The sequence below is a fragment of the Blautia sp. HCP3S3_H10_2 genome, assembly GCF_052122375.1.
Classification (GTDB): domain Bacteria; phylum Bacillota; class Clostridia; order Lachnospirales; family Lachnospiraceae; genus Blautia_A.
In genome coordinates this window covers 16,382-32,588 of the sequence record NZ_JBQKCL010000022.1, presented here as the reverse complement: position 1 = coordinate 32,588, position 16,207 = coordinate 16,382, and the positions used below count along the sequence as shown (strand labels likewise).

At 43.5% G+C, this 16,207-nt stretch carries 9 protein-coding genes; 2 read left to right on the top strand and 7 right to left on the bottom strand.

The window, feature by feature from the left end:
- Positions 1-106: 106 nt before the first annotated feature.
- From ACTQWB_RS17685 to ACTQWB_RS17655, 7 genes are all read right to left on the bottom strand, one after another.
- Positions 107-4,978, bottom strand: a complete 4,872-nt coding sequence (locus ACTQWB_RS17685) for an N-6 DNA methylase (RefSeq protein WP_441502738.1) — start codon at positions 4,976-4,978, stop codon at positions 107-109.
- Positions 4,979-4,993: 15 nt separating this feature from the next.
- Entirely contained in the window at positions 4,994-5,293 is a 300-nt protein-coding gene (locus tag ACTQWB_RS17680; protein ID WP_015512771.1) for a hypothetical protein, read from the bottom strand.
- The gene (locus ACTQWB_RS17675) at positions 5,274-5,534 is read right to left on the bottom strand and encodes a hypothetical protein (protein ID WP_023920501.1); all 261 of its coding nucleotides are present in this window, start codon (positions 5,532-5,534) and stop codon (positions 5,274-5,276) included. Before ACTQWB_RS17675 ends, ACTQWB_RS17680 begins: the two co-directional genes overlap by 20 nt.
- Before the next feature lie 12 nt (positions 5,535-5,546).
- Entirely contained in the window at positions 5,547-5,843 is a 297-nt protein-coding gene (locus tag ACTQWB_RS17670) for a hypothetical protein (RefSeq protein ID WP_055062735.1), read from the bottom strand.
- A 161-nt stretch (positions 5,844-6,004) separates the two neighbouring features.
- Entirely contained in the window at positions 6,005-10,255 is a 4,251-nt protein-coding gene (locus ACTQWB_RS17665) for a SpaA isopeptide-forming pilin-related protein (RefSeq protein ID WP_441502737.1), read from the bottom strand.
- Positions 10,256-10,540: 285 nt separating this feature from the next.
- Positions 10,541-11,476 (bottom strand): ParB/RepB/Spo0J family partition protein, encoded by a 936-nt coding sequence (locus ACTQWB_RS17660; RefSeq protein ID WP_441502736.1) that lies wholly within the window; start codon positions 11,474-11,476, stop codon positions 10,541-10,543.
- Complete coding sequence (locus ACTQWB_RS17655; protein ID WP_135660712.1) at positions 11,433-12,257, bottom strand: ParA family protein; 825 nt, start codon at positions 12,255-12,257, stop codon at positions 11,433-11,435. Before ACTQWB_RS17655 ends, ACTQWB_RS17660 begins: the two co-directional genes overlap by 44 nt.
- Before the next feature lie 1,072 nt (positions 12,258-13,329).
- Here ACTQWB_RS17655 and tet(W) point away from each other — a divergent pair.
- Both tet(W) and ACTQWB_RS17645 read left to right on the top strand, forming a co-directional pair.
- Positions 13,330-15,249, top strand: a complete 1,920-nt coding sequence (gene tet(W) / locus ACTQWB_RS17650; RefSeq protein ID WP_441502735.1) for a tetracycline resistance ribosomal protection protein Tet(W) — start codon at positions 13,330-13,332, stop codon at positions 15,247-15,249.
- Positions 15,250-15,299: 50 nt separating this feature from the next.
- On the top strand, positions 15,300-16,067 hold the full coding sequence (locus ACTQWB_RS17645; protein ID WP_002586626.1) for a class I SAM-dependent methyltransferase: 768 nt from the start codon (positions 15,300-15,302) through the stop codon (positions 16,065-16,067).
- Positions 16,068-16,207: the final 140 nt, after the last annotated feature.

Sequence of the window (16,207 nt, the reverse complement as noted above, 5' to 3'; positions counted from 1 at the left end):
TGGGCTTCCTCCGATCATCAAGCGCCAGAGATACTATCAATCTTTGGACCTGGCTGCATAGTCAGTGATATCTTTGAGATAAATGTGTCAACCAATATTGACAATATCAAACAAACAGTGACTTATTACAAAGCCCAAGCCTTTTCGACTCCTGTGCTGCCGCTACCATTTCAAAAGTTTTTCCTGCACCGACTGCGTGTGCAAGAAGCGTATTTCCTCCGTAAAGGATATGAGCAACCGCATTTTTCTGATGTTCCCTGAGTTCAATTTCAGGGTTCATACCATTGAATATGATATGACTTCCATCATACTCACGAGGTCTGACGCTATTGAATTTCTCATTATAGGATTTGCAAAGCCTTTCCCTTCGTTCAGGGTCAGACCATATCCAGTCCTGAAATTCCTGCTTAATCATTTCCTGCTTCGACTGAGCAATCGCTGTTTCCTTTTTATTCAGGACAGCTTTTTTCTTTCCCTCATCATCTTCGATATAATCAAAGATACGCACATCTTTTAAGTTCAGTGTTTCCTCGATAATCTTATAGGCATTGATGCGGGAAGTTCCGTAAGTGTTATATGCCCTTACATTTCCTTTGTCGTAAGATTTGCCCTCAATATTCCACTCACTCGTAAATGGGGAGAAGTGAACTTTGATATTCCACTGTGCATAGCGTGGTGTTTCAAGCAAATGAAAGATAAACTCCTGCACATCGTCCGGTGGCAACCAAGTTGCACCAAGTCGCACGGAAATTTCACTTGCAGTCAGGTCTTTCGGCTGCACCTTTTGAAGTGCTTCTACATTGACCTTATAATCTTTCGGATAGAGTTCTGCCGATTTCTTTGCAATCCTCAGCTTTTCCCTGACATTACCCGAAAGGTATTCATCAGCCATCAGATACTTCGGTTCGTAAGAATTTCCATACTCATAAAGCGGGTTTAAGAAGATAACACCCTTTAAGTCCTCAAAGATTTCATTCTCCGATTTACCGGAAATCCCCATCATATAGTCCATATCAATCGTGGCTTTTTCTCCAAGAGATACCGCCAACGCTTCACTTGCCGTATCAACAGAAGTAACCGGAGTATGCGGCTTAATTGTCCTCTTAGAAAACATATCAGCCTTACGCTCCAGTTCTCCGTCCTCTCCGATTATCTCCAATGCGGAAAGCAAAGAGAATGAACTATCCTGCGAGAAAGCAGAAGTATTTGCACGGCTGTTAATGAGTCCGTACTTACCTGAAAAGGTATCATAAAGTCTGTTTAATCGCTTCTGCTCCGCTTTGATTTCGCTGTCAGGGTAATCTTCTGTCTGCAATTCAATCAGCGTTCTGACGGAATTTCTAATAGCAATCATACCCTTAATTCGGTTCTCTGCGGTTGCCGACACTTCCACCGGAGTCATACGGGAATTTTCACGATAGTAGATTTTATCGTCTACCAACGTATAGGAAAAGTTTCTCACTGTCGGGTCTGCCGGAATAGAATTATCTTCCTCCTCCAGTTCTTCCTCAGTTTCATATTCCGTGATTTCTCCGTGAATGTTTGCTACTGCTTCATCAAGCTGTGCTGCAAGGTCTGCATTTTCATACGGCACACAAGTTGCTTCCATACCGAAACGCCCCGATACCATTTTCATTTCTCCAAGTATCATTTCGGGGTGCTGCACAAAATAAGAGTTCATCTTAATTCCGTTCTCATCGGTATCAAGATGAACCCAATCCGGCTCAATATCTATCAGTCTGTCACGCTTTTGTAGGATAAGAATATCCGAAACGACTTCCGTTCCTGCATTACCCTTAAAGGTATTATTCGGCAATCGGATTGCTCCAAGAAGCTCTGCTCTCTGTGCAATATACTTTCGTACTGCTAAAGTTTCCTTATCCATTGTGCCTTTGCTCGTTACAAGAGCCATCACACCGCCGGGTCTTAACTTATCAAGGGACTTTGCAAAAAAGTAATCGTGTATCAGGAACTTATGCTTGTCGTATCTTTTATCCGATACCTTAAAATCTCCAAAAGGCACATTACCAACCACTCCATCAAAGAAGCTGTCCGGCAGATTTGTTTCTTCAAATCCTTGTGCCGCAATGGTTGTTTTCTGATAAAGCTGCTGTGCAATCCCTGCGGAAATCGTATCAAGTTCCACACCGTAAATCTTACTGTCCTGCATTGTGTCCGGCAGCATACCGATGAAATTACCGATACCGCAGGACGGCTCTAACAAGTTGCCTTCCTTAAAGCCCATCTGCTCCATTGCCTTATAAATGGCTGTGATAACTTCAGGCGGCGTGTAGAACGCAGTCAACGTGCTTTCTCTTGCCGAAGCATATTCCTCCGGTGTTAATACCGAAGATAGTTCCAGATATTCCGTTGCCCACGCTGAATTATTTTCATCAAAGGCTTCTGAGAGCCCACCCCAACCGACATACTTTGATAAGATAATCTGTTCTTCAGGAGTGGCAAATCTGTTTTCTTCCTGACATTTTTTAAGAAGCTGTATCGCCATAATATTTCTGCGGAAGCGTTCCTTTTTACCAACCGTTTCAACCTCATTTTCTCTGAGATTAAAGGTATGACAGTCTGCCATAGGCACATCAGGGTGCAGGTCAAATCCTTTGACCTTTTTCTTCTGCTCCCAAGCGGGAACTACCGGCTCAGGCTCTTTATCATTTCTTTCTTCGGCAGGTTCTTCCTTTACAATCAAATGCTCATTTATCGGATTCTCTCGCACTTTTCTGTCAAACTCTGTGCGTGAAAATTCCTTATTGAACAGTGGCATATCATAGTCATAGAGCATTACTCTCTCATCATCAACAGATAAGATTTCGTACTCAGAAGCACCGATATACACCTTATCGCCAAGATGATATTCATACTGCACATCTTGTAGCTGTTCTGCTTCTTCAGGTTCTTTTTCGGTTGGTTCGACCTCTTGCTCCAGTGGTGCATTAGAAAGTATCTCACGATTTCTTTTCGTTTCCTCGATTTTGGCTCTGCGTTCCTCTTGACTTTCAAGCCACTGAGGATAGTGTTCTTTTTCCTTTGGATTTAAGTATCTGTCCATTCGGATAAGTTCCCCGATACGCTTCTCCACCTGCGACCACGAAAGCGTGATATGCGGCTTCTCTTTACCGATACCTTTCGTAATCGTAATACCTTTTCCATCGTGGCTCTCATCGATGCTTGCTCCGATTATTACTGGATAAGAGCCGCCCCAACCGTATTCATTTTTCAAGAAGTCGGCATTTTCTTTTGCAGAAAGGCTTTTTTCAAACTGCTCATAAATACGCATTTTTCCCTCAGAAAATCCGCTTCCATTCGCAAGAATAGCGTCGATAATCTCCTGAGAAAAAGTAAAGGCAGAGGTTTTCTTTTCCTCTGCCCGACCGTCTAATATGAATGTCATCTGACCGTCCATTGACGGTAATGGTTTTATGCTGTCACTTAATTCTCCCAGTAATCGCATAGCTTCAAAGTGTCGGGCAATAACAGCCCAATCATAAAAGCTCTGTGCGGTTCTGCTGTCGTATTTGCCCTCCCACAAATGCAGAACATTTTCAAAGGTCTTGTACCCTACTGTCCTGCCGTCCTCTAAAGTAAGTTCGGTATAATCATTATTGAAAATACTCTTTATATACTCTGTGCGGTCTTTGTTATCAGGATTACGTTCATAATAATCTTTGATTTCTTCCAGACTTGCTGACAAATGTGGTGTCGTTCTGAGAATTTCATTGATTACTTCATCACGTCCAAAGAACGGAAGGCTTTTATCCTCGTGCGTTCTGTCGTAATACTCTAAGCGAATATCACTTCCGCTTTCACGATTTCCTGTGCCGAGCTGCGAAGGGAGTTCATCAGACGAACCCATTTCATCATATCCTCCGCTTTCATCTGTTCGGTCACTCCCTCTTTCTGTGCCATCTGGCTCAGGATTGTTTCCTCCATCTTGCTGGCTCTCTGTTCCACTTCCGCCAAGTGCTGTGTCAGTTCGCCCCTCGTCAGGAGATTGTAGTAAAGGACTCTGTGATGTTCCTTCAGAAACTCTCTCCTCATCTGAGCGTATCTGCCCAGCGTCACTTCCGGCTGCTGTGGAAGTTTCAGGTTCGGAAGGCTGTAATCGCCCACCATCGTGTAGGTCAGTTCGTTCATTGTCCAAACTCCTTTCGTCATTATTTTCAACCTTATTGTATTCATTTCTGTCCTGACCGACAATTATGCGATTTTGACGGTTGAGTGCAGTAATTGTTTTAGATATTTCCGTCAATCCCATTTCTGCAATATCACTGGTAGCAAATCCAAGTGCATTGAGTGTTTCCTGCGTATTGAAGTTAGTAACATCTCTGAAATCATCAAGTTCAAAATAACCGTCCGTATCAACGCCAAGCCTTGACATCATCATATATGCCACACTATTTGCCACGACATTTTTATAAATGAAAGCCACAATATCCTCTTCCACTTCCTCAAAGGAACTGCCCTCGGTTGCATAGTAAAGGTCTTGCAGATAATCAGGGATATTATCCTCTGCCGCATTTCTTGCTGCTCCCATAATTGCTTCGGCAAGACTGCTCTTATTCTCAATCTCTCCGAAAGTGCTTTCCAATGTTTCAATCACATCAGCTTCGTATTCCTGACGCATATCCCAAATCGGGACTGTTCTTGAATATCTGCTTTCGTGAGTATCTGAAATGTCAAAGTAATGTGTCAGTCTTTGCCGTGAACGGTTTTCATCAGCAAAAACAGCAATACCTCTTGCACCTCGGTTGACCCATCTGCCAAAAATTTTGTTCCACTGCTCTATCTCAAGAACCGCTGTTGCATCAGGTCGCTGTGCATATACAAGTAGCTGTTCGTCATAACGTAACTTATAATTTCGGCAAGCCGAAGCCAAGAATGCCTGCCAGTTCTGAGGATTTGACACAACCGTTTTGCAGGTGCGGTTGTAAAGCTCAGAAATAAGGTCATATTTTCGTGCCATTACTCTTGCACCTCCTTATCGCTGTTTTTCTCTGTTTCTGGTCTTGTTTTTTGACGGTTCGGATTGATTGACAGGTTCAACTTTACTTCCACTAAGCTCCATTTTTTCAGCAAACTCGCATATATGATAGCAGCAATTTCCGACATACAAATGGTAGTCATCAATATACTTGCACACTCTGTCTGCTGTGTGTCCATCACGAAAAGTAATCCTGATTTTCCCTCCATCGGGAATATAGAATTTCAAATTGTAATGACTGTCTATAAATCGAATTTGCTTTTCCTGCGGCTCTGCTCTATTCTCCTGTTGCTTCATTTTCCTTACCTCTCATTTTTGTTGCTTCATCAGAACCGCCGCCCAAATACGAAAAGAGTTTACCGGACTTTGTATTCTTCTGAAGCTCCATAATCACACCCATATCAGGAATCGTGATATTCGGGATTTTCAGGATTGCTTCCATATCAAGCTGCTGCAACTTTTTCTCCGTATCACAACCGGAGTCAAAGAGTTTATTCAGCACCTTGACCTTATTCTGAAAAGTTGCTTTGTCTTTCACGAAAATACCTCCTTAGCTAATGTTGATTACAATAGAAATACTGCCGCTCTGTTCTTCTTTCTGCGGATTACGTGAATACTCAGGAAAAAGGGACTGTACTCTCTGCCTTGCCCTGCGTATGGTTTCAAAACAAGGAAGTCCGTATGCTCGGTAATTAAATACAATATCCTCAAGCGGAAGATTTCCGGCAGGTATATATCCGTACCGATTGTAATAATGCAGAATGAGAAGCATATCATCATACCTCGACATCGGGCATTCCTTTAAGATTTCAAGCACTCGGCTCTCCACCGTTTTCTGTTGTTTCATAATGTTCCTCCAAAAATTAAAGGGACAGAGTTTTTTACGCTCTGCCCCGACTGGTTAATGTTCGCTTGTTACTTACTTCTTACGGTTTTTAACCTGAAGAAAGATAAAGCCGCCGACAATAACGGCGACTAATGCGATAGCGATAATTGTCTTTGCTTCCATTACTCGTTACCCTCCTTTTTCTTCTTTTTGTGTGCAACAACAGAAGTTACGGCGATACCAACAGCAGAAAGTCCGGCAAGGACATACCAAAGTTTCATATTGGTATCATCTCCTGTTTTCGGAGTATCCCTCAACTCATTGTGCATTTTTACAACGGCTGTTTCATCAAGTTTGATAGTAACATTCTGGTCGGCAGGTGTGATATATGCGGCAGAGGCATTGTTTGCCACTTCGGATACGGTATATTCGCCAATACGAAGTCCCTCAATCACAATTTCGCCGTTCTTATCTGTTTCAAATGTCATATCATAACCGTTTGCTCCGGTTACTCTGAACGCAAAACCTTTAACCTTACCGTCTGAAGATGTCTTGACGATTTTCAGTGTTCCACGCATAGCTTCATTGATAAATCCAACACCAGCCTTATTCTCAACGGAATAAGTTGTTTCGTCTTTCTCAATGAAAACAGAGTATTCTCCCTTATCAAGCAGAAAGCCCTCTGGTGCTTTTGTTTCACGGACAATATATTTTCCGTAAAGCAGCTCTTTCATCTCATAAATTCCGGTTTCGGTTTCTTCAAGATTTCCGATAAGTTCATCGCCATCATCAATCTTTCCGTTCTCATTGGTGTCCTTATATACCTCAAAGGTTGCACCCGTAAGTTTGTTATCTGGATATTCAGCGTCCATCTTCGTGAGTCTGATATTGCCGTGAACATACTCATTGACAATCTCAATTTCAACTACCTGCTCGGCTTTGCTGATATTGACCTCATACGCTTTTTCATCAAGAACAAATCCCTTTGGCTGCTCGATTTCTCTTACAATCCATTTGCCATAAGGAACTTTTGCAAAAGAAAAACTACCGTCTTTTGCAGAGGTAGTCGTCATAAGTGCAGTATCCTTTGTAAATTCTGTTTCTTCGGCTTTGAAGATACCGATAACAGCACCCTCAAGTGCTTCTCCATTCTCGTCAATCTTCTTACCTGATACAGAACCATAGATAAGTTCATTCTTGATTTCTTTTCCGTCATTCACTTTAATTTCAACCGTTGCGGTATCCTGACCTGCGTATTCAAATACAACCGGATACTTCGTATCAGAGAGAATATAATGCTCATCGGTTGCAATCTCTTTGACATAGTATTTGCCAAACGGAAGGTCTGACTTCATAACAGCAGTTCCATTTTCATTTACGCTGACAATCTCAATCAGTCCATCAGCCGGAATAACGGTACCGCTTGCAGATACAATATCTTCTGCGGCATAAAGACCAAAGCTGATGTTTTTGATTTCTCCGTTGTCGCCAATACCAAATGTCTTATCCTTTTCAATGGCTTTTGCAAGGCTTACCTGAACTTTCTGTCTTTCGTTATAGAATGATGTGGAAGTTTCGGTAACAGAGATATTCTGACCTGCATAAGTAAGCTCAACCGTATGTGTTTCGCCACTCACTACCATTCCATCAGGTGCGGTAATTTCCTTGACCTCGTATTTTCCGAGATAAAGTTCTTTGCTCTTAACAAATCCATCGGAGCTTGTTGTGATAGTATCTACCACTTCGCCCTTTGAATAGCGGAGTGTACCGTCCGGTGTGCTAATATCTTCCGCAGCACGGACTTCATAAACTGCACCCTCAAGTCCTGCCACTTCATAAGCAGGCTGATAAATAACATCACTGTCCTCAGAACCACTTACATTGACACCACTAAATACTTCTCCGGTCTTTTCAACCGTGATAGTACCTTTCTGTGCCATATTCGGCTTATTGACTTTCACAACAGTTACGCCGCCTTCCTCTGTGGAATTTTCTTCGGTAATATCAAAATATACTGGAGTATCATCAAGTACATATCCGTATGGAGCTTGTACCTCTACGATAGAATATCCCTTGCCGTAATCCAGTTTCTCAGGTGTGACAAGAGAACCATTTGCGTCGGTATAGAACACATCAATCGTGGTCGGTGTCGGATAAGTAAATGTCATTTTGACCTGATTGCCCTGCGGGTCGTAAATCTTAAATCCTGCTCCTGCATACGGAATACTCTTTCCGCTTTCTGCGTCCACCTTGACTACATTGACAAAGCTCTCAAAGTTACGGTTATTGATAAGATAACGGTAGGTCTGTGCGTTCTGTGAAATGAACACATCAAAATCGTCCATCATCTCTCTGCCTTCCCAACCGGAAGTCTGGTGTACGGTATAAATACCATACGGCATATCTTTTGTCTGACCGAAGCCATTTTCATCGCAAACAATGGTATCTCTCTCATCTTTATTTGCTGCATCATAGCTTCCGGCAGATTTCAGATAAATCTCAAAGGAAGCACCCTTTTCAGGTGTTTCAATCTTTGTTTCTCCGTCATCGGTATGTTTGATGATAGCCACATTGCCTTTGATTACCTGCTCGGTTACATCATTGGAAGTAAGGTTGTGTTCCACCTCATAAAGTTTCGGGTCTGCACCTACTTCATGGATAGTCTTATCAAGCAAATATCCCTCTGACGGTGTGATTTCTCGGGTTGTCCAGTCGGTATCACAAACATATTCTTTAGTAGTGAACTGACCGTTTTCATCAGTAACATACTTATCTACAAGCGTTTCGCCCTTATAGATACCATAAACTGCTCCCGAAAGTTTGGCATTGCCCTGTGCTTCGCCTTTCTCAGCGTCGCTCTTTGTGACTGTTACAGTAAACTTCTTCAAAATGTTATTGAAGTTTCTTGTGGTTACTTCTTTCCACTTCACTGGTGCAGTCTGATTTTTCGGTACGACATAACGGATAGCTGTGTCTACTTCTTCAAGGGTATATGGTTCAGAACCACTGATAAGCACATCTTTGAAAGTTGCCACACCGTTTTTGTCTGTAACTGCATACTGGTCAACAGCATCACCGGAAAGAGAAGTACCGAAAAGATGGAACTTCACACCTTCAACAAGGTTATCTTCTGAGGACTTCACTACCTGAAGGTCGCCACGCTTCAATTTGTTATTGAAAGTGACCTTTGCAATCTGTCCTGCTACAACAGTAACTCTATGTGTTTCCTGCGGCTCGTACTTATCGTATGACTGCTCGGTTACAGTATAGATACCCGGCATAAGGTTATCAATCTGGAACTTACCGCCATTAGCTGTTGTAACTGTCTGATTGATACCGTTTCCGGTAATCGTGAAGTTGATACCGTCAACCTTGCCGTCCTCACTGGTCTTTACAATCTGACAAGAACCATAGCTGACTTTCATCTTCACATAACCGTTGATACTGTCGCTTACTTCCTGAGCATAGCTGACAACATCCTGCACACTGGAGTTCTGACCGTGTTTGCCCTCTGACCATACAACCACACCTCTGCGGACTGCATTTTTCTTCGTTGCGGTAATGGTAAATTCCTTACTCGGTGCAGTATCCATAGAAACAGTAAGTTTGTTACCATTCACTGAAAAGCTCACTCCACTGATACTTGCCTTGAAATTATATTTGGACAGCACATTATTGGAATCTGTCAGAGTAGTTGTGTACTTGCTTCCGTTCCACTCAAGTTCTATTGTCTTTGCCGAACCGGATGATTTATTACAAAAACTCGGTATGGTCGCATGGTTCTGTACACTCTGCACCATACTGTTGTAATAACTGAAAATCTTATTGCGAAGCGGATGCTTTGCATTGATGACATCTTTCACATTGCTGCAACCACTGGCTGCTACATGATTGAAGTTCACATCACGCTCTCCGATAACAGTTTCCCAGATAAGAAGCTGTGTGGCATAAGCCTGTGCAATGCTGTTTGCTGCTGCTTCATTCTGTGACCTCCAAGATGTCGAGATTGTCCCACGGTAGCCATACTGTAAAATACGACCAACGAAAAGACGGATTTCATCTCCGGAAATAACCCCATTGGATGCAAGGTTATTAAAATAATTTTCGTCATACTTATTCATTGTCTGACCGACCTTGAGCGAAATTCCCGGCTCAATACAATAAGCAACATTGCCTGAGTATGAGCCAATAGCCTTAAGATTGGTAAAATTGGAACGTCCGGTATGCCAACCATTTTTCAAGGTCAAATTACTGTGTCCCCATACCCCATCGTAATTAGCATCGCCATCACGAGGGAAATCGACCATATAAACATCGGCTTTTTCTCCCGAAGCAGCATATGCTGTTGTCGAGCCAATGCCTGCAAAAGTGGTCACACACATAAGGGTCGCCAAGAAAAGCGACGTGACTCTTTTGAATTTTGACTTTATCATTGCGTTTCCTCCTGTAAAAATTGAAAAACACACCGTATCTCTACGATGTGCCTTTGTGGATTTTCTCTTACGACAAGATTTACCTGCCGAAAAACAAATGCGGATTTTTCGTTAATTTTTCATTTTACCATACACCTCCAGTCCGTTCATACTGTGCGATTGCCCCTTAGAGATAGACATATACTTTGAGATAGTTATATTCAAGTGAGATAATATATATCATTTTCGGTAGGTAGAAGTATAACTAAGGGGTTAGAGTGTGAGAAAGGGGAACTGTAACTCAGGCTATCTGCTGTCACGTTCTGCACGATTACGCAAAAACTTGTTGTAATGCTCCAATGCTTTGCAGACAAAATCCTCCGTCTGACTGACGGGAATGTTTTTCGGGATAAGCTGTCTTACTCTGTCGCCCCTCAACACGATTTTTTCCTTTTGATTCGGCTTTTCCTCAGACATAACAGCGTGGATTGCTTCTGTTGTAAGGTTGCCCTCGTTGAATAACTTTCGCATACGGATTGTCTGGTCGTGTGACGGGGTTGCGTCATTCAAGTCGATTTCGTCAACCACATCACGCTGGCAATCTTCATCAAGATAAGAAAGTTCTACGGCAGGACGCATTTTAATACGCCCCTCATCAACAAATTCAAGCAGTTCAGGAACAAGGTTTGTCAGACGAATATAACGCTGTATTTGTGTTTGACTTTCTCCACTTTGTGCAGCAAGTTCTTCCCTTGAATAATTTTGTCCCACTGGGACTAAATTATTTTTTGTAGGTCTGCCTGCTTGTCTTTTCATTGCTTCCAAACGCATTTTATAGGCAAAGGCTTTTTCACTTGGCAATATCTCTGCCCTCTGAAAATTACTCTCAACCATTAAAATGGTCGCTTCATCTCTGCTTAGGTCTACAATCTCACTTCTCAGTGTTTCAAATCCTGCCAGTTCACAAGCTCGCTTTCGTCTGTGTCCTGAAATGAGTTCGTATCTGCCGTCCTCTTTCTGCCTTACCGTTGCCGGAGTAATAACCCCTCGTTCCTTGATACTCTCAATGAGCTGTGCCATATCCTCGTCATCACGCACCTTAAAAGGGTGGTCGGGGAAATCGTCAATTTCAGTCAAGGGAATATCTCGAATTTTGGAAAGCTTTTCTTCATCTCTCTGTTCCTGCGTTGAAAATAAGTCATCGAGCTTCGTGAGAGTGAAGTCGCTCTTTCTTCCTGCCATCGGCTAACACCTCCTTTGTAAATTCGGTGTACGCCTTTGACACCGTACTGTTGGGTTCGTAGGCATAAATGCTCTTGCCTTTGGAAGAAGTCTCTGCGGCTTTTACGGCAATCGGGATATATGTTCGATACATCTTGATTTGACTACCGAAGTTTTCTCTCAGAGCTTCTACCGTGCTTTTGGCGAGGTTGGTACGGCTATCCACCAAAGTGAGAAGCATACCGCCAATCTTTAAGTTCGGATTGATACGCTTCTTAACTCTTGAAATGGTCTGAACAAGCTGCGTCATTCCTTTTGCCGGTAAATACTGAGCCTGAACAGGAATAATAACGCTGTCTGCCGCAGATAGCGCATTGATTGTTACCATTCCGAGGGAAGGCATACAGTCTATAAGGATATAGTCGTATTTGTCCTTCACTTCGCTGAGATAATTTCTCAATGCCGTCTCTCTGCTCATTGCGTTGACAAGGTTAAATTCCATCGCAGAAAGCTCAAGGTTTGCCGGAACAAGGTCAACACCTTCGTCGTGGTGCAGAATACCGACCGTAGGGTCATTCATCGTTTCGTTTATGACATCTGTGAGTTTTGTTGCAAGCGTGATACCCAAGTTATCCATATCCTGCCAACCGAGACAAGTGGTTAAGTCGCCCTGTGGGTCTGCGTCTATGAGCAGCACTTTCTTTCCCTGCATTGCAAGACCGACGCCGAGGTTTACCGTAGTGGTCGTCTTTCCAACTCCGCCTTTTTGATTGCATATCGCAATCGTTTTGCAGTTCGACACTTTGTGCGTCCTCCTTTCGTAAAATTCATAGCCATCGCAGTATGGCTATGTACTTGACCGGCTCATTTCCTAACCGGTCGGGCAATATTTGTTCTCAACACCCCTTGCCGAGCATAAAGCTCACGGGAAGTCACTAAGGAACAGGTTGCTAATCTGTATCATAGGAATTTCACCTCTGCCGGGTACTCCGCCAGCTCCGTAGAGAAGTATCATTATCCTTCTGACTGTCATCGCCGTAACAGGGGCAACCTGTTACTTATACCGGGAGTTCTCGCTGTTCTGCAATGCAGAAGTCACGGCGTACCCGATAAGGTGGCTAAAATCATCAGAATTAAAGTCTTAGTGAATGATTTATTCAGTTGTCAAAATACAAGTGAATGGGCTGACCTTTTCGTGGTTCGGAATTAACCCCTTCACTCATTTGGACAAAGGGGGTCAAAATGCACACCCAAAATCACCCCTTTTTCAAAAATTTCTTGAAAATATTTTTTTAGAAACAAAAAAGCCGCCTATTTCCCTCGTAATTGAGGTCAATAGACGGCGGGTAGAAATATTCATAATTTTGGTGTATAATAGGAAATTAAGAGAAAGACAAATTTGTATTTAGTAAAATGCAGACAACACCACGGATCGGCTTTTGGCTGGACAATTCCAACCAAACACCGCAGCAGACAGTAGAAACCATTCTGAACGTTAGGAAGCCGGTATGATTGTTACATATAAGGGGAAGAAAAATTTCTTTTAGATACTTGTTTTCCTAAAACTGATGTGATATAATAATTCAAGTCCAGAAAAGGAGTAAAAAATATGCGGCAAGGTATTCTTAAATAAAACTATAATCAAATAGTGGGAACAAAGGATTATGATAGTCCCTTTTGTAGGGGCTTAGTTTTTTGTACCCAATTTAAGAATACTTTTGCCTTATCAATTTTGACATATCCCCAAAAACAGCAATCACAAACAGGTGTATGCTGTATATGTGTATGTCCGCAAATTATCATCCCCAGTGGTAAAAGTATTTTACTGCTGGGGATTTTTATGCCCTTCGGGGCAGTAAAGGGAGGACAATCACATGAAAATAATCAATATTGGAATTCTTGCCCATGTAGACGCTGGAAAGACGACCTTGACGGAGAGCCTGCTATATGCCAGCGGAGCCATTTCAGAACCGGGGAGCGTCGAAAAAGGGACAACGAGGACGGACACCATGTTTTTGGAGCGGCAGCGTGGGATTACCATTCAAGCGGCAGTCACTTCCTTCCAGTGGCACAGATGTAAAGTCAACATTGTGGATACGCCCGGCCACATGGATTTTTTGGCGGAGGTGTACCGCTCTTTGGCTGTTTTAGATGGGGCCATCTTGGTGATCTCCGCTAAAGATGGCGTGCAGGCCCAGACCCGTATTCTGTTCCATGCCCTGCGGAAAATGAACATTCCCACCGTTATCTTTATCAACAAGATCGACCAGGCTGGCGTTGATTTGCAGAGCGTGGTTCAGTCTGTTCGGGATAAGCTCTCCGCCGATATTATCATCAAGCAGACGGTGTCGCTGTCCCCGGAAATAGTCCTGGAGGAAAATACCGACATAGAAGCATGGGATGCGGTCATCGAAAATAACGATGAATTATTGGAAAAGTATATCGCAGGAGAACCAATCAGCCGGGAAAAACTTGTGCGGGAGGAACAGCGGCGGGTTCAAGACGCCTCCCTGTTCCCGGTCTATTATGGCAGCGCCAAAAAGGGCCTTGGCATTCAACCGTTGATGGATGCGGTGACAGGGCTGTTCCAACCGATTGGGGAACAGGGGAGCGCCGCCCTATGCGGCAGCGTTTTCAAGGTGGAGTATACAGATTGCGGCCAGCGGCGTGTCTATCTACGGCTATACAGCGGAACGCTGCGCCTGCGGGATACGGTGGCCCTGGCCGGGAGAGAAAAGCTGAAAATCACAGAGATGCGTATTCCATCCAAAGGGGAAATTGTTCGGACAGACACCGCTTATCCGGGTGAAATTGTTATCCTTCCCAGCGACAGCGTGAGGTTAAACGATGTATTAGGGGACCCAACCCGGCTCCCTCGTAAAAGGTGGCGTGAGGACCCCCTCCCCATGCTGCGGACGTCGATTGCGCCGAAAACGGCAGCGCAAAGAGAACGGCTGCTGGACGCTCTTACGCAACTTGCGGATACTGACCCGCTTTTGCGCTGCGAGGTGGATTCCATCACCCATGAGATCATTCTTTCTTTTTTGGGCCGGGTGCAGTTGGAGGTTGTTTCCGCTTTGCTGTCGGAAAAATACAAGCTTGAAACAGTGGTAAAGGAACCCACCGTCATTTATATGGAGCGGCCGCTCAAAGCAGCCAGCCACACCATCCATATCGAGGTGCCGCCCAACCCGTTTTGGGCATCCATCGGACTGTCTGTTACACCACTCCCGCTTGGCTCCGGTGTACAATACGAGAGCCGGGTTTCGCTGGGATACTTGAACCAGAGTTTTCAAAACGCTGTCAGGGATGGTATCCGTTACGGGCTGGAGCAGGGCTTGTTCGGCTGGAACGTAACGGACTGTAAGATTTGCTTTGAATACGGGCTTTATTACAGTCCGGTCAGCACGCCGGCGGACTTCCGCTCATTGGCCCCGATTGTATTGGAACAGGCATTGAAGGAATCAGGGACGCAACTGCTGGAACCTTATCTCTCCTTCACCCTCTATGCGCCCCGGGAATATCTTTCCAGGGCTTATCATGATGCACCGAAATACTGTGCCACCATCGAAACGGTCCAGGAAAAAAAGGATGAAGTTGTCTTTACTGGCGAGATTCCCGCCCGCTGTATACAGGCATACCGTACTGATCTGGCCTTTTACACCAACGGGCAGAGCGTATGCCTTACAGAACTGAAAGGGTATCAGGCCGCTGTCGGCAAGCCAGTCATCCAGCCCCGCCGTCCAAACAGCCGCCTGGACAAGGTGCGCCATATGTTTCAGAAGGTAATGTAAAGATACATAATCGTCAAGACGGCAACAATCAGAAGTTATGGAGGGTAACAATGGAATATAGTAAGGAAGATTTAATGGAAGCAAAAAAGCAAATTTGGGGAGTGGGAGAGAACATGGGAACAGAGGAAAGTAAAAAAATCTGGGAGGAGAACGCACAATTTTGGGATAATGCAATGGGTGACGAATCTAATGAATTTCACAGAGAGGTAGTGCGTCCCAAAGTAACGGAACTTCTATCTCCTAATCCTGCGGATTACATTTTGGATATTGCGTGTGGCAATGGAAATTATTCTTCGTATCTTGCACAAAGAGGCGCTTCGGTTGTCGCTTTTGATTACAGCAAAAAAATGATAGAATTGGCTAAAAGACGGCAATCACAATATGCAAAACAAATTGAATTTTGTGTGGCGGATGCGACCGATAGAAAAAGTATATTAGAATTAAAAAGAAATCGAGCCTTTACGAAAGCAGTTTCTAATATGGCAATTATGGATATTACGGATATTGAACCACTTCTTATGGCTGTTTATGAACTGTTGCAGGAAAGCGGAATTTTTGTCTTTGCAACGCAACACCCTTGTTTTGTCACGTTGACTGAAAAATATATGACACCGCACAGTTACTATGATATAGCGATTGAAGGGCAACCGAAAGAGCAGATTTATTATCATCGTTCCATACAAGATATTTTTAACCTTTGTTTTAGAGCTGGATTTGTCATTGATGGATTTTATGAAGAATGTTTTAAAACCAACAAAGAAATTCCTATGGTAATGATAGTAAGGCTTAAGAAGGTAAAACGTGATAGCTTAAAATAAATTCCAATTTGTCGAACTTACTCTAAATTAGCAAAGACCGCTTACATCGTGTAGGCGGTCTCTTTTCGTATTCAGATATATTTGATTTTGAGCTTTCTTTTCTTGGTTGAAAGCACCTTGCAGAGAACATCGTCAACTCC

Excerpts from the sequence above, each read along its gene's own strand:
- ACTQWB_RS17665 (WP_441502737.1), bottom strand. The coding sequence starts at position 10,255 with ATGATAAAGTCAAAATTCAAAAGAGTCACGTCGCTTTTCTTGGCGACC.
- ACTQWB_RS17645 (WP_002586626.1), top strand. The coding sequence starts at position 15,300 with ATGGAATATAGTAAGGAAGATTTAATGGAAGCAAAAAAGCAAATTTGG.
- ACTQWB_RS17660 (WP_441502736.1), bottom strand. The coding sequence starts at position 11,476 with ATGGCAGGAAGAAAGAGCGACTTCACTCTCACGAAGCTCGATGACTTA.
- ACTQWB_RS17685 (WP_441502738.1), bottom strand. The coding sequence starts at position 4,978 with ATGGCACGAAAATATGACCTTATTTCTGAGCTTTACAACCGCACCTGC.
- ACTQWB_RS17680 (WP_015512771.1), bottom strand. The coding sequence starts at position 5,293 with ATGAAGCAACAGGAGAATAGAGCAGAGCCGCAGGAAAAGCAAATTCGA.
- ACTQWB_RS17670 (WP_055062735.1), bottom strand. The coding sequence starts at position 5,843 with ATGAAACAACAGAAAACGGTGGAGAGCCGAGTGCTTGAAATCTTAAAG.